Raw genomic sequence first — 21,867 nt, 5'->3', positions numbered from 1 at the left:
CGCAGCACGATCCGGAAGGTCTTCATGCGTCGCGGCCAGTCATCCCGCGATGGCCCATGCCGCGAAGGGCGAAGCTCACTCGGCAAAGCGTTCGGCCAGCAACTCCAGCAGGCTGCGCAGTCGGTTCAGCCGCTTCAGGTCCTTGTGATACCCAAGCCATGTGTCGCGTGACGGTGGCGGATCGCCGAGGTCGACCCGCCTGAGCTCGGGAAAGGCTTCGCCGAGTGCCGTAGGCAGCACGGCCACGCCGATGCCTTCGGCGCACATGCGCGCCTGCGCTTCGCGGTTGTTGCTGGTGAAGGCGACGCTGGCCTGCGGCAGGTGCTTTTTCAGCCAGGTCACGTCGGGCATGCCGCCGAACGCGGCGTTCATCGTAACCAGGCGGGTGCCGCGGCCGTCCTTGCGCGGGCGCGGATCGCCGCGGCGGGCATAGAGCGCATAAGGCATGCGCAGCAGGCGGCGCGAGATCACGTCCGGTTCGTCGAACGCCTTGATGCGGAAGGCCAGGTCGGCCTCGCGACGCGCCAGGCTGTAGAGGCGCGCGTCGGTGAGCAGTTCCACGGTGACCGAAGGATGCCGACGGGCGAACTCGGCCAGCACCGGCGTGAGCACGTAACTGCCGAACCAGTCCGAGGCGGCCAGCCGCAGCTGGCCGCTGAGCGTGCTCTCGCGGCCGGCGAGCCGGCGCTCGAAGGCGAGCGCTTCTTCCTCCATGCGCTCGGCGCTGGCCATCACGGCCGCGCCTTCGTCGGTGAGCACGAAGCCATCGGTGGTGCGCTGGAACAATGCCTGGCCAAGCGCTGCCTCCAGCGCGCGCAAGCGCCGGCCCATCGTCGGCTGGGTCTGCCCGACCACGCGCGCGGCGGCGCCAAGCGAACCCTCGCGCGCGATGGCGAGAAAGATGCGTACGTCGCTCCACTCCACGGCCCTGCTCCCGCTGTTTTTGTTCATGCATTTTTGCATGGAAAGAAAACGAAAACGTCGATTTCCATGCATCGGAATCCGCTCTATCGTGGATCCACCTTCCCTGCTGGACACCTCGCCATGAACACCCTCCCCCTCACCATGCAAGCCGCCGTGCTGGAGCAGGTCGGTGCACCGCTTCGCCTCACCGAACTGGCGCTGCCAGTACCCGGCCCGGGTCAGGTACTGGTGCGCGTGGCTGCTGCCGGCCTCAATCCGCTGGACACCAAGATCCGCGCCGGCAGCGCCGGCCACGCGCGCCATCCGCTGCCGGCAGTGCTGGGCATCGACCTGGCCGGCACCGTGGTGGCACTGGGGCCTGAGGTGGACGGTTTCCGCATCGGCGACGCCGTGTACGGCATGACCGGCGGCGTCGGCGGCGTGCAGGGTTCGCTGACCGAATACGCGGCGGTGGACGCCGCCCTGCTGGCGCCGAAGCCGAAGGATCTGTCGATGCGCGAGGCCGCCGCGCTGCCGCTGGGCTTCATCACCGCGTACGAAGGGCTGGTCGATCGGGCGCACGTGCACGCGGGGCAGCGCGTGCTGGTGCACGGTGGTGCCGGCGGCGTGGGCCATCTGGCCGTGCAGCTTGCCCGCGCGAATGGCGCCCAGGTGTTCGCCACCGGCAGCGCCAGGCAGAAGGCGATGATCGAAGGCTACGGCGCAACCGCGATCGACTACGGCGCCACGCCCGTGGCGGACTATGTGCAGGCGCACACCGGAGGCGAGGGCTTCGACGTCATCTACGACACCGTCGGCGGCGCCACACTGGATGCTTCGTTCGAAGCGGTGCGGCCGTACCACGGCCATGTGGTCAGCGCGCTGGGCTGGGGCACGCACGCGCTGGCACCGCTGTCGTTCCGTGCCGCGACCTACTCCGGCGTGTTCACCTTGCGGCCGCTGCTGACCGGGTACGGCCGGGTGCATCACGGCGAGATTCTGCGCGAGGCCACCCGGCTGGCCGACCTCGGCCAGCTGCGCACGCACCTCGACCCGCACCGTTTTGCGCTGGCCGAGGCGGAACAGGCTTATCAGCTGATCGAGAACGCCGCAGCCACCGGCAAGGTCGTGGTGGACGTGAGCGGCTGAAACAACGAAGGCGGCGCGCCAGCAGGAGCCCGCAATGGGGTCAGTTCGACCCCGGTTTTGCCCGACTCCCCCTAGGCCTCCGCCTCACTCTGCGCGAGTTCCTTGATCTTGAGCAACTGTTCAGACCTTTTGAGTCCCTCGCGCGCCTCTTTGATCACCTCATGGGCAAGATTCCGGCTGGTGTGATGACGCTTTGCATCGATGGCGGCATCGAGCCGTTGCTGCGCTGCCTTGATCGCTTTATCGACGCGGTAAAGGGGTGCGTGAGGATTCGTGGTGAGCAGTGGCTCGTAGCTTTTCGTCATGGTGTTTAATCGTGATCAGAACGGCACGATAGGCTGGTTCGCACCGCTCCGCACGTGCGTGGGCGTTGCCCACTGGAGCGTTCGCCAGCTGCGTATGCCGCATCGCATGGGTGGTCATGTCATCGAGTACGTAGTTGGCCGTAGTCGCCGCCGCGAGCATCGCCAGACCTGCCGCCGTGATGCGTGCACAACCGCCTGGCGCGATACGCACGATGCATACGACGGCGTCAGCGGCAGCGCATCGAGGTGAACCAGATCCTTGGCTCGCTGGGCGTGGCTGATGGTCGCCATGGGCAATGGCCAGCGCGCGGGCGCGGATCGCATGCCAGCGATGCCGGTAACCATCCTTTTCATGACTTCGTCTCCCCAAAGACGCGGCCGACTTCGTTCAAGAAATTCGCCAACACTTGTTGCGGGCTGGTGAATGCGTACCGCACGCCCTTGTTGCGGGCAGGACGGGGCGATGGTCGCAGGCCGGACGCCGACCTTCGTTTCGATATCGTTTTTGTTGATCTCGGTCAACAGTCGTCGGTGCCGATGAACCGAACATCCGGGTGTTGCCACACTCCCGGCGACATCCCTGCAACTTAAGGCGAGGCTACTTCCATGCGAATCAGATACGTTTTCATGTCCGGTATCTCTGTTTTTTGCCTGCTCGCCGCCCTGCCGGCATTTGCCTACCAAAGCGGCAGCCAGCGCGGTGGCCAATCCGCACCTGTCGGCCAGCCGGCAGGCGGCATGATGCAGCGGGATCAGCTGCGCACACAGGACCGAACCACGCTGAAGGATCGCAGCCAGATCTATGGTTCCCAGCTGATGACTCCGGCCGAGCGCAGAGCGTATCGCGACCAGATGCGCAACCTGAAGACTGCCCAGGAGCGCGAGGCGCTGCGAAAGCAGCACCATGAGCAGATGCAGAAGCGTGCTGCCGAACGTGGCATGAGGCTGCCCGACATGCCACCCGGGCAGGGTGCAGGCATGGGTCCCGGTGGCGGCATGGGTCGGGGCGCGGGCATGGGCCCCGGTGGCGGCATGGGTCCGGGCATGGGTCCGGGTGCCGGCATGCGGCAAGGCACGCAACAGCAGACTATGCAGCAACAGCAAAACCAAGGCACGGAAAAGCAGGTCCAGCAGAAGCAGAGCACCGAGCAGCAGACCCAGCAGCAGAAGGATGACGGCAATCGCTGACCGCAGGATGTCTCGCACCGAGCCCGGCGCCGGTGGTTGCGCCGGCCAGCGCGACCTGGCATCGACAGGCGCGGCCGACGGCTCCGGTTGAGCCAGGACGACGGGTATGGCGACGATCCCGGCGACATCCGCCCCGGTCGTCTGGCCCGCGCCGCGTTCCCGCATCACCAGGGTTTCCTGGATACGTAACAGACATTGATAATTTCGATTGCCACCCAACTGCGGAGGGTCAGCTCATGTCGTCGATCAAGCTGGTTTCACTGATGGTTCTCGCATCCCTGGCGACAGGCCAGGCATGGTCGCAAACTGCATTGATGAAGCAGGCGCAGGGTCTGTTCAAACCGATACCCGCCAACGCGCCGCCATTGCCGGGCAATGCGGCGACCCCAGCCAAGGTGGAGCTCGGCAAGATGCTTTACTTCGAGCCTCGGCTGTCCGAGAGCCACGCCATCAGCTGCAATTCATGCCACATGGTCGGCATGGGCGGGGTCGACCTGCAGGAGACTTCGCTGGGCCATCGCTGGCAGCATGGTGGTCGCAATGCGCCGACTGTCTACAACGCGGTGTTCGACGTCGCCCAATTCTGGGATGGGCGTGCCAAGGACCTTGAACAGCAGGCCGGCGGACCGCTGGTCAACCCGGTCGAGATGGACACCACCGAGGCACATGTAGTCGAACAGCTTAAGGGGATTCCCGGCTACGCCGCCGTGTTCGCCAAGGCCTATCCAGCTGCGCCCGATCCGATCACGTTCGACAACGTGCGCAAGGCCATCGCCTTGTTCGAGGCCACCCTGATCACACCGAACGCGCCGTTCGATCGCTACCTCAAAGGCAACGAGAAAGCGCTCGACGCGAACCAGCAGGAAGGCCTGGCGCTATTCATCAACAAGGGCTGCGCGGCATGCCACAACGGCATCAACGTGGGCGGGGGCATGTACGCCCCGTTCGGCGTGGTCGAGCGGCCCGGTGCCGACATTCTCCCACCGGGGGACAAGGGGCGCTTCGCGGTGACCAAGACGGCCAGCGACGAATACGTGTTCCGGGTGCCCTCACTGCGCAATATCGCGCTGACCGCACCCTATTTCCATACGGGCAAGGTGTGGGATCTTCGCCAGGCCGTCGCGATCATGGGCAGCAGCCAGCTCGGCGCGAAGCTGAGCGACGAGGAGGTCGGCAAGATCGAGGTTTTCCTTGCGGCTCTGACCGGCGATCAGCCGAAGGTCGCACTGCCGCTCCTGCCACCCAGCGTGGCAACCACCCCGCGACCCAAGCCGTAGCCTGCACGAAGAGGATGCTCACATGGTCGTGAAATCCAGCCGCTACCACTGGGTGGTCCGCTACGCACACTGGCTGACCGTGCTGGCCATCGTGCTGGCCTACGTGTTGGTGGACCTTGTCGATGACGAGGGCTCCGAAGGGAACTCCCCGCCCTCGCTGATGCTGCAGGGCCATTACCTGGCAGGACTGGCGGTACTGGCACTGCTGCTGCCGCGGATCCTCGCGCGGCTCACCACCCCGGTACCGCCGATCGTGCCGGCGCCGAAGACCGTCATCGCCTTCGCCGCACATGGCCTGCACCTGGCGTTGTATGCGTTTCTGCTGGTGCAGCCGATCCTCGGCATCTTGCAGGTGAACTATGCCGGGCAGCTGGTCAGCTTGCCGTGGGTGGGTTGGAGCCTCCCTGCGCTGGTCGGTCCCGATCACGCGGCACATGAATTCGTCGCCGAGATCCACGAGACACTCGGCGAGGTTTTCTATTGGGTCATCGGTGCGCACATCGCTGCCGCGCTGTGGCATCACTTCCTGGTTCGCGACAACACGTTGCGACGGATGCTTTGAGCCAGGACGGATTCGGCAAAGAACAGGCTGCATGAAGTTCGCTGGCAATTTTCCATTGCCCCGCTCGATGGGCCGTGCTGCTTCCCTGGCGGGCCGTGCGGCAAATTCAGTCGCCGCGAAAACAAAAAGGCTCGGTGCCTGAGGTGGCTCGCCTCATGCACCGGCCCGCGTGGTCACCCTGTTGCGTGTAGCGCCGGCTCGGGCGAAGCGGGCGAGCTACCCGGCCTTCAAAGGCCCGGCGACCTTGTACGTACTGAGGATGATGCCGGACGGAAATGCTTGCGTGCTGACGAGCTCGAATGAGCGTGGCGGGGTTCCCTCCGCAAAGAAGCGCTTCCCCGTGCCCAGCAGGACCGGATAGACGATCAACAGGACTTCATCCGCCAACCCATGTTCGAGCAGCGTCGATGTCAGCGTGGAGCTACCCGAGAGAACAAGGTCCGGGCCGTCCTGCGACTTGATCCGGCGAACGCCCTCGACGAGGTCCGGCCCAAGGCCCTCGAACGGGCCCCATGCAAGACTTTCCGGACGATGGGTAGCGACATATTTCGTCGCCGCATTGAGGGCGTCCGCCATCGGACTGCTCGGCGCCTTTGGCCAGAAGCCCGACCAGATATCGTAGGTGAGACGGCCAAGCAGCAGATCGAAGCTCGCGCCATACGCGGCGAGGATCGCATCCCGGCCAGCGGGGGTCCGATAGGGCGCGGTCCAGTCGCTATAGGGGAAATCGCCGTCATCATCGGAGTGCTGGATCACGCCGTCCAGAGAGATGTGTTCCATGATTTTGAGCTTTCTCATTTGAATCTCCGTGTTCCGGGGGTGGCGTTTCTATTCCGTTGGCATGACGAGAAACTCGCGCACCTCGACCGATGCGCGGCAGGCGACGACGGCTTTGCGTCCCCACGCCAGGGCCTCATCCATGTCGGCTGCGTCGAGTATCCAGAAGCCGCCGATGTGTTCCTTGGACTCGATGTACGGTCCATCGGTGATCACCAACTCTCCGCCGGACTGCTTGCGCAGCGATTTCGCGAGGGGCGCCGATTGCAGGCCGCCGGCGAAAAACCAGGCACCGGCAGCCGCCATCTCGTCATTGAGCGCCTGGATGTCGCGGACCATCGCATCGTCTTCAAGCGATGCGTCGTAGTTGTCGGGGTGGTGGATCGCCACCAGAAATTGCGGCATGTCTTCTTCTCCAATGATCTGCAGGCCGGTCGCCAGCCTTCATCACAACGACGAGCGGCCAAAACAGATTTCGACAACCGTTCGAACATTTTTGTTCGACTCGGAGCTTTTGTTGGAAGCAGCAGCGCATGAGCAGCCTCTCGGGGTGAGAGGCCCGGCCTGCGAAACCGTGAACCCGGGGCCACCGGCGGGGTCACGGCTTGGGTGCCGAGACCTCGATCCACGTGGGTGCGTGATCGCTAGCCTGGTCCTTCAGGCGGACCCAGCGGTCCACGCCGGCGGACTTGAGCCGCCCGGCCAGCGCCGGGTTCAACAGCAGGTGGTCGATGCGCAGGCCGCGGTCGCGTTCGGCGTGGTGGCGGAAGTAGTCCCAGAACGTATAGACCTGGCAGTCGCCGAACACGTCGCGCAGCGCGTCCGTCCAGCCCTGAGCGAGCAGCGAGGCGTACGCCTCGCGAGCTTCCGGCTGCATCAGCGCGTCCTTGCGAAAGGCCTTGGTGTCGTAGACGTCCGCATCGGTCGGGATGACATTGAAGTCGCCCATCAACAGCACCGGATGCGGCAACCCGACCAGGGTCTGCGCGTGCTTGTGCAACCGCGCCATCCAGCGGAGCTTGTAGTCGAATTTCGGACCCGGCTGCGGATTGCCGTTGGGCAGGTAGAGCCCGCCGACGACGATGCCGTGGATCGCCGCCTCGATGTAGCGACTCTGGTCGTCCTTCGCATCGCCCGGCAGGCCGCGCCGGCTCTCGCTGGGTACGACGCCGCGGCCCAGCAGCGCCACGCCGTTCCACGACCGCTGCCCCTGCCATATCGCGCCGTAACCGGCCTTCTCCAGCACAGCCGCGGGAAACGCTTCGTCGGCCGCCTTGAGTTCCTGCAGCGCGACGACGTCGGGCTGCGCTTCCTGCAGCCACTCGAGCAGGTGCGGCAGCCGCGTGGCGATGCCGTTGACGTTGTAGGTCGCCAGCTTGAGAGTCTTACGGGATGCCATTGAAAACCTGCGTTGGAATGCAAGCCAGGGTACGCGCCAGGAACTCGTTGTGCGGTGAAAGCCGCAGGTACATGCGAGGTGGCTGCGGAGGATGACCCCGTCCCCCATCGGGAAAGCTGTCCATCTGGAACTGTTGCGGTTTCAACGTGGCCAGGCGGAAGAGCCAGCCACCCTTTCCCGTTCAACGTCCGACCCACAGGCGTCGAGGCCCCGCTCCCTGCTCGGCGAGCTTGTCGGCAGGATTGCGCAGGCGGCAGCGATCGATGGACAGGCAGCCGCAACCGATGCAGTCATCGAGTGTGTCGCGCAGTTTCTTGAGCTGCGCTATGCGCTCGTCCAGGTCGGCGCGCCATGCAGCGGACAACCGTGCCCAATCGGCACGGGTCGGTGCCGCCGAGGCAGGCAATGTCGCCAGCGCCGCAGCGATGTCGGCCAGCGCAATGCCAACCCGCTGGGCCACGCGAATGAACGCGACGCGCCTCAGCACGTCTCGCGCAAAACGCCGCTGGTTGCCCTGGGTGCGGTCGCTGCTGATCAGTCCCCTGGCCTCGTAGAAATGCAGGGCCGACACCGACACGCCTGCGCGCCGCGCCACTTCGCCCACGGAAAGGGTTGGAGCGACCCCGGCCTGTTCCAGTCTGGTTTTCATGCATCACCTCTTGACCTCAACTTTACATGAGGTTCTACAGTGCATGCTCGACCCGCCCCCACCCAACGCTCAGCAGGAGTTTCCACCATGACCAGCCCCACCCCAGCCAGCGACGGCGCATCGATCTTCCGGATCGACCGCTTCGTTGTCCCGACAGAAGCCCTGCCCGCCTTCATGGAACGGTTGCGCTTCACCCAGCAAACCCTGGACACGCTGTCCGGCTGCAAGCAGAACCTGGTATTGAAACAGGAAGACAGCCCCGGCGAATCCCGCATCATCACCCTGGTCGAGTGGAGTGACGCGGAGGCGATCACCGCCGCCAAAGCCACCATGCTGGCGAAATACACGGAAGAAGGCTTCGACCCCGCGGCGTTCATCCGGGAGCTGGGCGTGCAAGCCGATATGGGCGTCTATCGCAGCGCCTGATGATCGAGCCGGGCAACGCGTTTGCGGCAAACGACGAGTCCGTTTGCCGCAAACGGGAACTCGTTGATCCTGGTCGCCGCCCCAGCAAGTGCCAGGGTGGGCGTGTCTCATTCGCGGTGCTGCAGGAAATCCCCAGACCGGGTCATCTGGACCAGGGACAGCAAAAAGAACCTGACCCTTCGCGCGTGGACCAACGCTGCCCCGTCCTCGACACTGCCCTGGCCCTGTTCGGTTTTGGATGACACCCGTCACTATCGCGGCCGAACACGTTAGCCAAGAATCGTCTTGACCAATCGACGGATAAGGGCTCGAGGATGATAAGCGTCAAGCGCAACGGCCGTTACGGCATCGACGCTCCCTACGCACCGGCGATGATGATCGCCGGCGCGGTGATCTGCATCGGGTTGATCGTTTTCGCCCACTTGTTCCAGCTATGGATCACCGCGGTCATCCTGCTGGGCATGGCCGGCGTCTACCTGCACACCACGCGCCGCGGCAAATTCCAGGTATGGCGCAGCCTGCTCGCCGGTGCGGCCATCCGCGGCGATGAACGCGTGCTCGATCTTGGCTGTGGCCGCGGCGCGGTGCTGTTGATGGCCGCCGAATACCTGCCGCGAGGCCATGCCGTCGGGGTCGATATCTGGAGCATCAAGGACCAGTCCGGCAACGCCATGGCGACCACGGAGCAGAATGCGCTGGCCGAAGGCGTCGCCGGCAGGGTCGAGCTGCATACGGCAGACATGCGCCAGTTGCCGTTCGAAAGCGGCCGTTTCGACCTGATCGTTTCCAGCGTCGCCATCCATAACATCAACAACGCGCTCGGCCGCGACCAGGCGATCGACGAAGCGTGGCGCGTACTGCGACCGGGCGGGCGCCTTTTGATCGCCGACATTTCCAAAAGCCGCCGCTAACGTCAGCGCCTGCTGGCACTTGGCGCCACGGTGGTCCGGCGCAACCTGGGCTGGCGCATGTGGTGGGGCGGCCCGTGGGTGCCGACCATGCTGGTGGATGCACGCAAGCCAGCTTGATGCGCTCCCAGGGCCATGCCTGGAATCGACCCGCTATGCGCGGACTCGGACCGAGACTCGGCTTCACGTCAGCCGACCTCTGCACCGCGCCCCTGCACCGACAGCCACCCACATCCGCCTCCGGCATCGCTGCGGCGCCCCACTTTCGGCAATGAGCCGCAGGATGCGAGATGCAGTCATGAATGGGGAAAGATGTGCAGAACGCTCGTCTCTCCGCGGTTTGCTCAAGCCATCCTTTCGTCCTGCCGGTAGCTATCGTCCTAGCTCCTGAGACAGGGCGATGCTCTACTCAAAGGTCACGAAGACGCCGCGGCCGAGAGCCAACGTGGCACAGCACGTTTTGTCGCCGAGAATGCGCCCTCATCCGAGCACCACATGCCATCAGCCATGACCACATCCTGCGTCGATCCACAGCTCGTTTTCGCCTGGCAAGCAGCGCATTCCATCGCTCGGGGCTCCCCGCTCCCTGTTCACGATCGCGGGGGCTTCCGAGTAGATACCCACTCGGAAAAGGAAGTGAAACGCTGGGTATTTCCACGGTTATGTGATGGGTTGCGCGCCATCGCCCATGGCATTACGGCTCCCCGACATTACCTGAAGCTGTGCGGCTCCGATGACGAGCTGCGAAATGGCCTGCCCGCTCGCTGGGAGATCCAGCCCACGAACTATTTCATGACGGCGGCAGCGGCAACCCTCGATACCCAGCCCCTGCCGCAGGGGTACCGGATGGAGTTGCAGCAGGCCGGCCCTGTCATCCGAGCTTCCGTCATCGCGCCGGGTGGCGATCTGGCCGCAAGTGGATGCGCGGCGGAAACGGCCGATGCGTTCATTTACGACCGAATCGAAACCGCGCAGGACCATAGACGAAAAGGACTGGGTGTCGCGGTGATGATCGCTCTTGCAACGGCGCGAAAATCCCTCGCAAGTCCGCAGCTTCTGGTCGCGACAGAAGACGGTCGCAACCTTTATGCGAAGCTTGGCTGGACGGTGCTCGCACCATTCGCTGCGGCAGCCATTCCGGACATTTGAGCCCGCACGCGCAAAAAACGGAGTCCGGTTTACTCATCCCGATCGGATTGAGGTGGCAAGTGAACCTGCCCCCGTTCTCCGGTCGCGCTCACAGCCATCGCGCAACGCCTCCATGATGAGAACAGGTACCGCGACGGCTCATGCTGAAGCTGAATGTTCCGTCTCGACATTGTGCGGTTGCACCCGATGGAATCGCCCCGGTGGCCGTATGTGCGGGGCGATGAACGTCGAACCCCTCGCGGTTGATGTAGCGGCCCTTCTCCACAAGCGTCACCGCGCCGGTGGGGGCAGTATGTGACGTGGAAGGCTCACGGTTCTGCGCCAGCGACAAGCTGGGAGTGGCGCAAAGCAGGAGAATCAGGGGCACGAGCCTGAGCATGCAGGACCTGGGGCAATTCAACCCGGAACAGCAAGCAACAGGCCTGCCAGACCTCGGTTGGCAAAACCTGCACGCCGGGAAATTCTTCGGATCGGCCGGCAGCAGCGCTCGGCGCGCTGGGCGGGTCCTGAGGGCCTGGAACGGGAAGCTGCTGAGGTCGAGGGAAACGCCTTCGGCGGGCGAAAGCGGCCGGTGCGGTTGCCACGCCCGACGGGCTCCGGACATCGAATGGAGCGCCCGACCGGGCGTGGCGCGTCAGATTTGCGCCAGGCCGCCGTCGACGGCGAGCTCGCTGGCGGTCATGAAGCTGCTGTCCGACGACGCGAGAAAGGCAGCCGCCGCCCCGATCTCCGCCGGATCGGCCATGCGCTGGAGCGGATTCATCGAGGCGAAGACCTTCATGCCCTCCTCGCCTACCGCTGCCTTCGCGAGTTCGGTCGCCGTCGGCCCGGGCGACAGCACGTTTACCCGGATGCCGGTGCCCTTCAGGTCCTCCGCCCAGGTCCGCGCGAGGTTGCGCACTGCCGCCTTGCTCGCGCTATAGACGCTGAATGCCGGGGCGCCCGTGGTGCCGGCGCTCGATCCGGTCAGGATGATCGAACCGCCCTGGCCCATCAGCGGCAGCGCCTTCTGGACCGTGAAGATCGTACCCTTCACATTGGTGTCGAAGGTTTCGTCAATGTGCTCGGCGGTGATCTCGCCGAGCGGAAGCAGGCCTCCCGTCCCGGCATTGGCGAAGACGATGTCGAGGGTTCCGCGCTCGGCCTTCACCGCCGCGTAGAGTCGATCGAGGTCGGCCAGGTCGGAGACCGAGCCTTTCACCGCGCTGGCATGGGGCCCGAGGTCGGCCACGGCGGCGTCGAGCGCTTCCTGCCGGCGGCCGAAGATGAAGACGAAGGCGCTCTCCTCGATGAAGCGCTTTGCCGCGGCGCGGCCGATGCCGGTAGCGCCGCCGGTGATCACGGCGGTCTTTCCATTCAGTCTGGTCATGTCATGGATCCTTCGTTGGGATTGCACAAGCGAGTGATTACGATGCTGCCGCGGCAGTCGCAGGTCGCTCGGGCTCGTTCTTGAACAGGTCCTGGAAGATCAGAGGCGCCCAGCTCTTGTCCCGCACCTGTACCAGCGTGCCGCCCTCTTCGAGTTTCCCGAGATTGACGGGTGCGAAACCCAGTTGTTCGGCGAGGTCCGCCACCCGCGCCGCGGCAGCTTCGTCGTCGCTCGACAGGAACACGACCCGGCGGCTGCCCTTGACGTTCGGGTCGGCGGCCAGCGTCCTCGCGGGCAGATGATTGAAGCCCTTTACGAACCGGGCACCGGGGAAGGCTTTGGCGACGTCGGCAGAAGACAGACCCTCGAAACCGTTCATCGCGTCCACGACAGTCTTGCCCTGCCAACTCGACAGAGTTTTGGCGACCTCGCGATGACCCTCGAAGAGAACGGCCAGAAAAATCACCTCCGCCTCCATCGCTTCCTGCAGCGTCTTGGGAACGACCGTGGATCCGATCGCCTGCGCCTGTGGCAACAGTGCTTCGGGCGGCCGCCGACTGGCGACCGCGACTTCGATGTTTTTCCGGGCGAAAGCGCGGGCGAGGGCCTGGCCTATGGCGCCGAAACCAATGATTGCGTAGCTCATGTAGTTGTCCTTTTCAGTACGGGGATTGAGTGGTCTGACCCGTTCGGGCCTGTTGCTCGACCGATCTGGGTCTCTTGACGCATCAACTCAATTGACGAAACATTGCTTAATACGATCTATTTTCTGGATGCACGTGCTCGACAACGTCACCATCAACCAGCTGCGTGCGTTCGTTGCGGTGTGCGATCAGGGAAGCTTCTCGGGTGCGGCGCGGAAACTCGGACGCGCGCAGTCGGCCATCAGCCACGCGATCAAGGCGCTGGAAAGTGCGTTCGATGTCGAGTTGTTCGAGCGCAACACACGGAAGGCGCAGCTCACCGCGGCAGGGCGCAGCCTCCTGCCGGACGCGCGGGCGGTGATCTCACGTACGGAAGAAATGAAGAATCGCGCCGGCTCGATCGCCAAGGCCGGGGTTCCGCAGGTTTCGGTGGCGGTCGATGCCTACTTCCCGCGCACTCACCTGATCGACTGCTTGCGGACGCTGCAAGAAGAGTTCCCCACCGCAGCGATCAACCTGCGAATCACGACCATGCAGGGCGGCGAGAACCTGGTGCTCGAAAGGGTGTGTGCCCTGGCCGTCACGATCGAGAACGTGCCGGAGGTGAACCCGGAAGCCATCGAACGCCGCTGGCTGCGCGAGGCGGAGATGGTGACGGTGTGCGCGCCATCCTATCCGCTCGCTTCGACACCCAAACCCATCCCCGTGGACGAGTTTGGCCGACACACCCAGATCGTCGTCACGGACAACCAGCCCGGGGCAGAAAAAGCCCAGCAGGGAGTTGCCGGCAAGCGCCAGTGGCTGGTCAACGATCTCGGCGCCAAACGTGATCTTCTCAAGGCCGGTCTCGGCTGGGGACACTTGCCGCGGAACCTCGTCAGCGAGGATCTGGCAAGCGGACAGCTCGTCGCACTTGAGCGCCGTGCCTGGCATCTCGGTCCGCTCACGTTCATGGTCTCGCAGCGCCGGGGGCACGATCTCTCGCCATGCGAGTCGCGGCTGGTCGAGCTGCTTGGCGAACCTTAGCTTCATGCCGGTCCAAAACCGGGGTCCAAAACCAGCGCCAGCTCCTCTGCGTTGTCACCGTTTCATCGAACTCGGCCCAGGCCGCTCATGCGTACCGCCGGCCGCGATGTAACCTTCCGTTTCGGTTTCGCGTTGCTGGGCTTTTCGGTCCCGACCTGACCCGCGGAGCGTGGCCCCGCGCTCGCCGTCGCGCGAGTTCGATCAAAAGTCCGACTTGGCGAAACGCGCGACGCCCTGGTTTCTGCCCGGCGGATCGAGGGTGCTCAGATCGAGTTCGATCGGTGTCCCGATCCATCGGGCCAGGGTCGTGTGGTCCGCCAGGTCATCGTCCGTGAGTGGATGGACCAACGCGGTCAGCCCGGAGTCCTCGATCAGACGGAGGATCATGGGCACGGCTTCCCTCGTGAAATGCATCTCGAATTGCGGAATGGGATGCGGCCCGGCGTTGCGGTCCTTGAGCTGGCCGACAAAAAGGAGCTGGGGAATCTCGCCGGATTTCATGTTGTCGATCAGGCGAATCCGCAGGGCTTCGGCCGCCGCACGCGTATCGGGGAGGTAATAGACATGCGCGTGATACGGCGAGCCTTGCTCGGTCATGACGATCCTCCGGTGGCTGTCTTCATGCGTCCGCCAGCAACTTGCCGGCTTTGGCCCAGGCGTCGCGTGGCACTTCGCTGATCAGAATATCCACGCTTTCCGGTGGGCATGCCAGCGTCTGCGCGGTCACTCTGGTCACTTCGCTGACGAAGGTGCGCTTCTGTTCCAGGGTGCGGCCGGGGTGCATTTCCAGGTGCAAGGTAGGCATGACAGCTCTCCGATGAACGCCTCCCGGATGGAGGCAGGGCGGCCATGTTGCGCCCTGCCCGGGTGTTGATAAACATGCGATCATTTGACTCATACAAAACCCATGGGTTTTTAATCATGAACAAGCTTGCCGGCATGGAGATGTTCGTCCGCGTCGTGGAAAGCGGCAGTTTCAGTGCCGCCGCCGAGATCAGCCGGGTCTCGCCGACGATGGTCGCCAAGCACATTCGGGCGATTGAAGACCGGCTGGGTGCCCGCCTGCTTCACCGCACCACCCGTCGGCAACAGCTCTCGGACGTGGGCCGGCTTTACTACGAGCGCTGCAAGCACGTGCTTGCCGACGTGGAACTCGCCGAAGCGAGCGCATCGGAACTGCAGTCCAGCCCGCGCGGCCGGCTACGGCTGATCGCCCCCGTCAGTTTCGGCAGCCACAGCCTGGTGCCCGCACTGGGCGAATACATGGGCCGCCATCCCGATGTCAGCATCGAACTGACACTGGACAACCGCCGACCCAACCTCATCGACGAGGGTTTCGAGCTGGGCATCCATATCGGCGACATCGACGAGCCCGGCCTGGTCGCGCGAGCACTGCAACCCTACCGTCGACGGCTGGCCGCCGCGCCGGCCTACCTGGCGCGCCACGGCCAGCTCGACCATCCCGAACAACTGGGCTCGCGCGAATGCCTGGGCCTGTCGTATTGGCGACGGCACGATCGCTGGCGACTGGTCGGACCCAACGGGGAAACCTGCAGCGTCAGCGTGCAGGGGCGCTTCACCGCGAATCAGGGCGACGCCTTGCGCATCGCCGCCGTGAACGGCATCGGCATCGTGCTGCAACCCGAAGCGGTGCTGGCCGAGGATCTCGCCGCCGGCCGCCTGGTACCGGTGCTGCCCGACTGGTCGCTTGCGCCGTCACCGATGCACCTGATTTATGCACAGAACATCCGGCCGACGGCCAAACTGCGCAGTGCGATCGATTTCCTGCTGGCCCGGTTCGGTCAGTTGCAGGCCTGACTGCGCGCACGGGCAGAGTTGATCCACATACCCTCATTCCCCGGTCCATGAGGGTGCACGTCTGGACCCATGGCCTGGTAGTCCGGCCATCCATTCGCCCTGCCCCAAAAACTCTGGTCTTGGGTGCTGAGACAGGGCAATGCTTTAGTCCAAAACCACCACGGCGTCGCGACCAGAAAAGGGGATGTGGCGAATTAAGATCGGACAACTTAACCGGATCGGCAGGTGACTGACAAAATCTAATTTGCCATGAGGTGGCCCGGCTTTTTCGGACACGTTAATTAAGCACGCATGGCCTCGTCATCGGCAACGGTCGGTGTGCGATAGCCAAGTGTCTGATGCAGTCGTTTGCGGTTATAGAACCCTTCGATGTAACTGACGATAGCCACCCTCGCCGCATCGCGCGTAGTGAAGGCCTGACCGTGGATGAGTTCATTCTTCAGCGTTGAGAAGAAGCTCTCCGCGCACCTGTTGTCGTAACAGTCGCCATGGCGGCTCATGCTCGGCAGCAGGCCATGTGCGGCCATCAGGCGACGGTAGTTGCCCAGTACGCCGCGATCGGTGTGATGGATCGGGCCTGCGGCAGGCTAGGGAACGGGTCAGGTTAAGTTACTACTTGGGAGAAGTGAACTTGACCCCGTATTGTTGTACAACGAAGTAGTGTCATCCAAGACGTACGTGTCCGGCACCAACTGCACCAATTATGGCCTGGCCAAGATCAACCCCTCCGACGATACCTCCTGGGCCGGCAGCGTCAGCAATTTCATTGGCGAAAGAAACACCGCAGACTCTAATGGCATCATCGGTCTGTTGGGCAGGTCGCAGCCTGCGAGGGATCTCGTGACCGTGCGCAATCGCCGGTTCACGGGCTAACTGACCTTTGAAGAAGTGGTGACCGCGTTGGCCGCCATGGACTACACCGATATCCACTGCACGTTCTGCAGGAGCAGGCTGCTGGTTCCGGAATTCATGTATCCAGGGCACGCCAGGCACTTCTAGAGCTGCCGGAAACGAACGCGGGTTTACCTGCGAAATTAATTAGCCACGTCCCCTTTAATCTTCGGTCACGTTGAGGCTGGCAGCACCACTTCAGCGTTCAATGGCCCGCTTTCCGGATTGGAGCATCGGCACGGTGATGTGTGGCGAATCGATTCACCATCGCCTCACTTGCCTGATTGAGACCGACAACCTCGACATCGGCTCCGTGCCGACGCAGTTTCAGAACAATGTCGTCAAGCGCGCTGATGGAACTTACGTCCCAGAAGTGGGCGCCGCGAACATCGATGCGAACTTTCGATGGCACGTCCTGGTAGTCAATCGCATCGATGAGGCCGCTGGCTGATGCGAAGAAGACCTGCCCGGTGACGTAGTAAGTGAGCGATTTTCCGTCATCGGCAAGCTCCGAAGTCACTGCAAACATGCGCGCCACTTTTCCGGCGAAAAACACGCCGCTCAGCAAGACGCCTACGAGCACTCCCTTGGACAGGTCGCGCGTGACGACCACGACGATCACCGTCGAGAGCATGACGACATTGGATGACCAGGGATGAGAGCGCAGATTGCGGAAAGAAGACCAGTCAAACGTGCTGATCGACACCATGATCATCACGGAGACCAATGCAGCCATCGGGATGCGTCTTACCCAGTCCCCGGCCACGACAATCAGGAAAAGCAGAAAGCAGCCGGCGAACAAGGTGGACAGTCGGGTTCGGCCACCGGCCGTAATGTTGATGACGGACTGCCCAATCATCGCGCAGCCGCCCATGCCGCCGAGGAAGCCGGTCACGAAATTCGCCACGCCCTGGCCGACGCATTCGCGGCTCTTGTTGCTGGGGGTATCCGTCATGTCGTCCACAATCTGGGCGGTAAGCAAAGACTCCAGCAAACCGACTGCAGCCATGGCGAGCGAGTAGGGGAAAATGACCTTCAACGTGTCCAGGTTGAACGGCACGTGCGGAATACCGAACACAGGCAGGCTTGAAGGCAGGTGCCCCATATCGCCCACCGTGCGGAGTTTCAGGCTGGCCAGTATCGCGAATGCGGTGAGCACGACGATGCTCACCAAGGCCGATGGCACACGCTTCGTAACAAACGGAAAGAGATAAATGACCGTCAGGCCGCCAGCAACCATGGCGTAGGTCTCCCAGCCTGCTCCCACGAACTGGGGGAGCTGCGCCAGGAAGATCAGAATGGCCAATGCATTGACGAACCCGGTCATGACCGAGCGCGACACGAATTTCATGACGAGGCCCAATCGAGCTGCGCCGGCGGCAGCCTGCAGCAAGCCCATCAGGATGGTCGCGGCGAACAGATATTGAAGGCCATGGTCACGAACCAGTGTGATCATCAATACCGCCGTGGACGCCGTGGCGGCGGAGATCATCGCCCTTCGGCCACCGAGGAACGCGGTCACGACAGCTATGGAAAAAGAGGCGTAGAGGCCAACTTTCGGGTCGACGCCTGCCACGATGGAAAAGCCGATGGCTTCCGGAATGAGTGCAAGAGCGACCAATGCGCCGGACAGCAATTCGGTAGGCACATTGGTGAGCCACTCACGACGAAGAGTATGAAGAAACCTCATTTTTTATAGACCAATTAGAAGATCGCGAACACAGCCACAGCGGCACAACTCCGTTGCCCCGACGGGGTGCGAGTATGGTGTGTTGCGAGGTTTCCGGGGGATAGGCGCCCGGACAAGCCACCCGGCTGTGCCGGGTCCGATGGATGCGCTTATTGTCGCTTTTTTGCACCGCGGCATCAATCGCATTAAAGGGGACGGCAGCATTAAAGGGGACGGACGTCCCCTTTAATTGCCTTTAATTGTCCCGCCTGCGCGCGAGGCACAGAGGCTCAGGGAACCAGCAGCCAGCTCACCTGATGGATGTTCGGCGGCGGCGGCAACCACCAGCCCATCGCCGGGTAGCCGTATTCATAGGTCACGGCGTCCTGCATGGCGAAGGAATGCATGGGCTTGGCCTGGCAGACCACGTCCCTGACAGGCATGACGCCGGAATTCAGATAGGCAAATTCGGCGTTGGTGATGCAGGCGTTGTCGTCGAACATGGCGCCGTGGGTAGTGGCGTTGTTGACCAGCACCATCCGTGCCGCGGGGCCGTTCGCGAGTCGATCCTTGAGAGCCTCCGAGTAAGGCGTGGACGGATCGAACTCGTTCTGCACCATCAGGGCCTGCACGCTGGTGCGCGACTCCAGCCTGCGGTCGAGCGCCGGCTGCCACGGCCAGTGCTGGCACTTGTCCACCACGGTGGAGGCGCCGATGGCCCAGTACGTGCGGACGTCCGCGATCTTCTGGGCGGTGCTGCGCGGATCGGTGGAGCCGGAGTCGTTGCATTGAAGGACGTCCGACATCGGGTTGAAGCTTGACTGGCTGCGCAAATCGGCAAAGGTCATCGCGGCCATCTGCTCGGCATTGGCAATATGGGCTGGGTCGCCATCCAGCGCCTGGGACATGGCGCTCAGCGACGGCGACACCAGCAGATCCCAGAACACCCACATGCCGGTGCCGTCCAGCGAACCCAGCGCCTGGTCCGGTGTCACGCTGCCCATGCGGTGCTGCGAGGTGGCCTGATAGATTCGCTGGAACGTCGTCATCACCTGCGGCGGCGTCGTGCCCATGTGGAACTGGTCGTCGTGCCGTGCGATGAACGGGATGAACGCCTGCCGCACGTTCAACTGATCCATCGACATCCGGCTCAACGCCTGTCGCTGCCAGTCCAGATGCAGCCAGTTCATGTTGCTGTCGAGCACCACGCGCTCGAACCGGTCGGGGAACATGCGGGTTGCATACGCCATCAGGCTGCTGCCGCTGGAGACGCCGAACAGATCGGCGCGAGGGAAGCCCAGCACGGCACGCACCAGGTTCAGATCACGCGCGTGGTTGGGCGTGGTGATGCTTTTGAGGAACGTCGCATGCTGTTGCAGGCATGGGCCGATCGAACGACTCCACCAATTCTGCTGCGCTCGCACGCTTTCAACCGTGGGATTGCGGCTGTCGCCGTCCATGAAATTCTCGGCACCGCTGCGCTGCGCATAGTCGCAGCTCACCTGAGTGCCCAGGCCATCGGTAATGCCGCGCAGGTCGACGCCGACCACCAGATGGTCGACCTCAACCTGCGGCTGCAACTGTTCGAGCATCTCCGCCTGGGAAGCGCTGGAGTTGTCCGGACCGCCGGCGTTGACCAGCAGCAGCCGGGAGTAAGGCGCCGGGTTGAGCGGCCTGGAAATACCGATGGTGATGTCACCCTGACTCGGGTCGGCCCAGTCGACAGGCACCGTGACCAGGGCGCATTGAATGGTGCTGCCGTCGGTGAACAACGATGGCGGACAGCCACCCCAGTTCACCGCTTGGTGGTAGTACCTGGCGTAGGCCGGATCGCCGCTGTGATCGTCGACACCGTGGGCGCTGGCCAGCCCCGAGCACATCACGCAAGCGGTCAACACCACCAGCTTGCGCGCAGACAACGTAAAGAGCTTCATCCTGATGATTCCCTGGTCGGTAGTGGCCGCATACATGAGTCCCGCTATGGCATTCACTGCCATCGGCATTCCGGCTTTTTTTGACGGTCTTGGCGTCCTGCGAGCCGTGGCATGATCATCCTCAGGGTGAGCGGGACCGTAAATGACCGGTCGCGAGCTTTTTCGATGTAACCACTTCGAGCCGCCACGGAGAGCATGGATGGCGAACAGGCGGCAAAACGACGAACCGATGTATGTCCAGATCGCCGAGTCGATCCGGCGGGATATCGATTCGGGTCGCTTCCAGGTGGGTGCGCGCCTGGCCGGAAGCCGCTCGATGGCCGTCGCCCTGGGGGTTTCTCGTACCGTCGTATTGATGGCTTACGACCAGCTGGAAAGCGAGGGCTACCTCGAATCGCGCTCGGGCAGCGGCAGCTACGTGAGTACGCGCCCCGCCGGGGTGTTCGCGTGCGAGACGTTCGTGGAGGAGCAGGTCGAGGCGCCGGGAAATCCGCGGTTGTCCCGCCTGGCCCGGCGCGCCGTGCTGCCTGCCGTACCCGAGGCGGACCTGCCTGCGCCTGGAGCGGAGGTGATCGAAGCGGATGTGATCGATCTTGCGCAGCCTCGCGTGAAGTCCGACCCACGCAGCCTCAAGGCCTGGGTGCAGAACCTGATGGCGTTGCTGCGCCGTCGCGATGCACCTGACTTCCCCGAACTGCAAGGCGCCGTCGACCTGCGCAAGGCCGTGGCCGGCTATCTGAGCGTCGAGCGGGCGATCGAGGTCGATCCGGACGACATTCTGATCGTCAGCGGCGCCCAGCAGGCATGCGACCTCATCGCGCGCGTCTTGCTCGACGAAGGCGATGGCGTCGGCGTGGAGGAACCCTGCCACTGGAGCGTGCGCCATACCTACGAAGCGATGGGAGCGCGGATCGTGCCGTGTCAGGTGGGCCCGCACGGCCTGGACATCGACCGCCATGCCGCGGCGCTGGACGGTGTGCGGTTGGTCAACGTGGCCCCGTCCTTCCAGTTCCCCACCGGTGTGGTCATGCCCGAGGAGCGGCGCCGGGCTCTCCTGCAATGGGCCTATGCGCACGATGCGTGCCTAGTGGAGGACGATTTCGATTGCGAGCACCGCTTCGGCGTGCGTACCTCCCCGTCGTTGTGGTCGCTGGACCGCCACGGCCGGGTGATCCACGTGAGCAGCTTTGCACGCTCCATGTTTCCCGCGCTGCAGCTTGGCTACATGCTGGTGCCCCGCCCGCTGCGCGAGCGGTTCCTGGCGGTCAAGTGGCTGGCCGATCGCGGCAGCATGTCGATGCAGCAGCACGTACTCGCCGCGTGCATCACCAGCGGCCAGTACCTGCGCGATCTGCGGCGGATCGCACACCGTCTGGCTCCCCGCCACCGGGCTTTGCACGACGCGCTGCAAGTGCGTCTGGGCAGCGCCATGGCGGTGACCGGCTCGGTGGCAGGTGGATCGCTCTTCGTGCACTTGTCCCGATTGCCACGTAGTGCCACCGGGACATTGATGGCCGAGGCACTGGCGCGTGGTGTGCGCATCCGTTCTGCCGAGCGCTTCCACCGGATGCCGCCCGCTCACGTCACGCTGGTGCTCAGCTACGCCGGCTTGTCCGAGGCCAGCCTCAAGCGAGCCGGAGCCCGGCTCGCCGAGGCCTGTCTGGCGGTCGAAAAAGGGGTCAACCGAATTGACGTCAGGAATAATCTAACCGCCCTGTGACTGCGTCAAAATTATCCCTAACGCCTTTTCGCACCTCCTTTTCGCACTGGGCACTTTTCGCTCAGCCGGGCGATCGCAGGACCAGCCAGGCCATCAGCACCACG

The 21,867-nt window shown here is 63.7% G+C and carries 25 protein-coding genes and 1 other annotated feature; of the genes, 11 read left to right on the top strand and 14 right to left on the bottom strand.

From position 1 onward, the window contains the following. Positions 1-75 precede the first annotated feature (75 nt). Positions 76-951, bottom strand: coding sequence for a LysR family transcriptional regulator (locus EAH75_RS02210; protein WP_240046321.1), 876 nt, complete (start codon positions 949-951; stop codon positions 76-78). 93 nt (positions 952-1,044) lie between these two features. Between EAH75_RS02210 and EAH75_RS02205 the strand changes: the two genes are divergently transcribed. Then, a complete protein-coding gene (locus EAH75_RS02205) occupies positions 1,045-2,052 on the top strand; it encodes a zinc-dependent alcohol dehydrogenase family protein (RefSeq protein WP_140654829.1) in 1,008 nt (335 codons plus the stop codon). 71 nt (positions 2,053-2,123) lie between these two features. On the opposite strand, the gene EAH75_RS02200 is transcribed toward EAH75_RS02205, so the two are convergent. Beyond that, positions 2,124-2,357 carry a hypothetical protein gene (locus EAH75_RS02200; RefSeq protein ID WP_140654825.1) on the bottom strand — a complete coding sequence of 78 codons (234 nt, stop codon included), beginning with the start codon at positions 2,355-2,357 and terminating at the stop codon, positions 2,124-2,126. A 246-nt stretch (positions 2,358-2,603) separates the two neighbouring features. On the opposite strand from EAH75_RS02200, the gene EAH75_RS02195 reads away from it, so the two are divergent. From EAH75_RS02195 to EAH75_RS02180, 4 genes are all read left to right on the top strand, one after another. Next, the gene (locus EAH75_RS02195) at positions 2,604-2,948 is read left to right on the top strand and encodes a hypothetical protein (RefSeq protein WP_140804021.1); all 345 of its coding nucleotides are present in this window, start codon (positions 2,604-2,606) and stop codon (positions 2,946-2,948) included. 36 nt (positions 2,949-2,984) lie between these two features. After that, positions 2,985-3,545, top strand: a complete 561-nt coding sequence (locus tag EAH75_RS02190) for a hypothetical protein (protein ID WP_240046320.1) — start codon at positions 2,985-2,987, stop codon at positions 3,543-3,545. 236 nt (positions 3,546-3,781) lie between these two features. Next, the gene (locus tag EAH75_RS02185; RefSeq protein ID WP_140654815.1) at positions 3,782-4,822 is read left to right on the top strand and encodes a cytochrome-c peroxidase; all 1,041 of its coding nucleotides are present in this window, start codon (positions 3,782-3,784) and stop codon (positions 4,820-4,822) included. A 22-nt stretch (positions 4,823-4,844) separates the two neighbouring features. Then, positions 4,845-5,384, top strand: a complete 540-nt coding sequence (locus EAH75_RS02180; protein WP_140654811.1) for a cytochrome b — start codon at positions 4,845-4,847, stop codon at positions 5,382-5,384. Positions 5,385-5,600: 216 nt separating this feature from the next. Here EAH75_RS02180 and EAH75_RS02175 read toward each other — a convergent pair whose 3' ends face one another. The 4 genes from EAH75_RS02175 to soxR form a co-directional block, all read right to left on the bottom strand. Then, a complete protein-coding gene (locus tag EAH75_RS02175; RefSeq protein WP_140654807.1) occupies positions 5,601-6,182 on the bottom strand; it encodes a dihydrofolate reductase family protein in 582 nt (193 codons plus the stop codon). Between the two features lie 30 nt (positions 6,183-6,212). After that, positions 6,213-6,566: a YciI family protein gene (locus tag EAH75_RS02170; protein WP_140654803.1), complete on the bottom strand. Its 354-nt coding sequence runs from the start codon at positions 6,564-6,566 to the stop codon at positions 6,213-6,215. A gap of 193 nt (positions 6,567-6,759) precedes the next feature. Then, on the bottom strand, positions 6,760-7,560 hold the full coding sequence (xth, locus tag EAH75_RS02165) for an exodeoxyribonuclease III (RefSeq protein ID WP_140654798.1): 801 nt from the start codon (positions 7,558-7,560) through the stop codon (positions 6,760-6,762). A 181-nt stretch (positions 7,561-7,741) separates the two neighbouring features. Next, positions 7,742-8,209, bottom strand: coding sequence for a redox-sensitive transcriptional activator SoxR (gene soxR / locus EAH75_RS02160; RefSeq protein ID WP_140804019.1), 468 nt, complete (start codon positions 8,207-8,209; stop codon positions 7,742-7,744). Between the two features lie 87 nt (positions 8,210-8,296). Between soxR and EAH75_RS02155 the strand changes: the two genes are divergently transcribed. The 3 genes from EAH75_RS02155 (at position 8,297) to EAH75_RS02145 (ending at position 10,692) form a co-directional block, all read left to right on the top strand. Continuing rightward, positions 8,297-8,635: an antibiotic biosynthesis monooxygenase gene (locus EAH75_RS02155; RefSeq protein ID WP_140654791.1), complete on the top strand. Its 339-nt coding sequence runs from the start codon at positions 8,297-8,299 to the stop codon at positions 8,633-8,635. Positions 8,636-8,949: 314 nt separating this feature from the next. Further along, positions 8,950-9,546, top strand: a complete 597-nt coding sequence (locus tag EAH75_RS02150; protein WP_206666191.1) for a class I SAM-dependent methyltransferase — start codon at positions 8,950-8,952, stop codon at positions 9,544-9,546. A gap of 633 nt (positions 9,547-10,179) precedes the next feature. Next, the gene (locus tag EAH75_RS02145; protein WP_140804017.1) at positions 10,180-10,692 is read left to right on the top strand and encodes a GNAT family N-acetyltransferase; all 513 of its coding nucleotides are present in this window, start codon (positions 10,180-10,182) and stop codon (positions 10,690-10,692) included. An 88-nt stretch (positions 10,693-10,780) separates the two neighbouring features. Here the strand turns inward: EAH75_RS02145 and EAH75_RS20085 are convergent, their stop codons facing one another. The 3 genes from EAH75_RS20085 to EAH75_RS02130 form a co-directional block, all read right to left on the bottom strand. Then, a complete protein-coding gene (locus EAH75_RS20085) occupies positions 10,781-11,071 on the bottom strand; it encodes a DUF3761 domain-containing protein (RefSeq protein WP_140804014.1) in 291 nt (96 codons plus the stop codon). 255 nt (positions 11,072-11,326) lie between these two features. Next, entirely contained in the window at positions 11,327-12,061 is a 735-nt protein-coding gene (locus tag EAH75_RS02135; protein WP_140804012.1) for an SDR family NAD(P)-dependent oxidoreductase, read from the bottom strand. A gap of 37 nt (positions 12,062-12,098) precedes the next feature. Next, a complete protein-coding gene (locus tag EAH75_RS02130) occupies positions 12,099-12,707 on the bottom strand; it encodes an NADPH-dependent F420 reductase (RefSeq protein WP_140654771.1) in 609 nt (202 codons plus the stop codon). A gap of 127 nt (positions 12,708-12,834) precedes the next feature. Here EAH75_RS02130 and EAH75_RS02125 point away from each other — a divergent pair, with 127 nt between their 5' ends. Beyond that, complete coding sequence (locus EAH75_RS02125) at positions 12,835-13,731, top strand: LysR family transcriptional regulator (protein WP_241668864.1); 897 nt, start codon at positions 12,835-12,837, stop codon at positions 13,729-13,731. A 201-nt stretch (positions 13,732-13,932) separates the two neighbouring features. Here EAH75_RS02125 and EAH75_RS02120 read toward each other — a convergent pair whose 3' ends face one another. Together EAH75_RS02120 and EAH75_RS02115 are read right to left on the bottom strand one after the other, a co-directional pair. Beyond that, entirely contained in the window at positions 13,933-14,328 is a 396-nt protein-coding gene (locus EAH75_RS02120; RefSeq protein WP_140804008.1) for a DOPA 4,5-dioxygenase family protein, read from the bottom strand. A gap of 22 nt (positions 14,329-14,350) precedes the next feature. After that, positions 14,351-14,536 carry a 4-oxalocrotonate tautomerase gene (locus EAH75_RS02115; RefSeq protein WP_140804005.1) on the bottom strand — a complete coding sequence of 62 codons (186 nt, stop codon included), beginning with the start codon at positions 14,534-14,536 and terminating at the stop codon, positions 14,351-14,353. Positions 14,537-14,652: 116 nt separating this feature from the next. Here EAH75_RS02115 and EAH75_RS02110 point away from each other — a divergent pair, with 116 nt between their 5' ends. After that, positions 14,653-15,549, top strand: a complete 897-nt coding sequence (locus EAH75_RS02110) for a LysR family transcriptional regulator (protein WP_140804002.1) — start codon at positions 14,653-14,655, stop codon at positions 15,547-15,549. A 281-nt stretch (positions 15,550-15,830) separates the two neighbouring features. Here the strand turns inward: EAH75_RS02110 and EAH75_RS02105 are convergent, their stop codons facing one another. The 3 genes from EAH75_RS02105 to EAH75_RS02095 form a co-directional block, all read right to left on the bottom strand. Continuing rightward, the gene (locus tag EAH75_RS02105; protein WP_140803999.1) at positions 15,831-16,076 is read right to left on the bottom strand and encodes an integrase core domain-containing protein; all 246 of its coding nucleotides are present in this window, start codon (positions 16,074-16,076) and stop codon (positions 15,831-15,833) included. Positions 16,077-16,645: 569 nt separating this feature from the next. Beyond that, entirely contained in the window at positions 16,646-18,130 is a 1,485-nt protein-coding gene (locus tag EAH75_RS02100) for a SulP family inorganic anion transporter (RefSeq protein ID WP_140654739.1), read from the bottom strand. Positions 18,131-18,217: 87 nt separating this feature from the next. Then, positions 18,218-18,271 (bottom strand) — a sequence feature (sul1 is cis-regulatory element that is thought to sense ions involved in sulfur or methionine metabolism; They are found in Alphaproteobacteria). Positions 18,272-18,399: 128 nt separating this feature from the next. Further along, positions 18,400-20,043 (bottom strand): alpha/beta fold hydrolase, encoded by a 1,644-nt coding sequence (locus tag EAH75_RS02095; protein ID WP_140803997.1) that lies wholly within the window; start codon positions 20,041-20,043, stop codon positions 18,400-18,402. Positions 20,044-20,185: 142 nt separating this feature from the next. On the opposite strand from EAH75_RS02095, the gene EAH75_RS02090 reads away from it, so the two are divergent. Beyond that, positions 20,186-21,763: a PLP-dependent aminotransferase family protein gene (locus tag EAH75_RS02090; RefSeq protein WP_241668863.1), complete on the top strand. Its 1,578-nt coding sequence runs from the start codon at positions 20,186-20,188 to the stop codon at positions 21,761-21,763. Positions 21,764-21,867 lie beyond the last annotated feature (104 nt).

Origin of the sequence: Rhodanobacter glycinis, from assembly GCF_006438785.1 — a bacterium.
Taxonomy (GTDB): domain Bacteria; phylum Pseudomonadota; class Gammaproteobacteria; order Xanthomonadales; family Rhodanobacteraceae; genus Rhodanobacter; species Rhodanobacter glycinis_A.
Note: the sequence above shows the minus strand (reverse complement) of the source record. Positions and strands in the feature narration are given on the sequence as shown.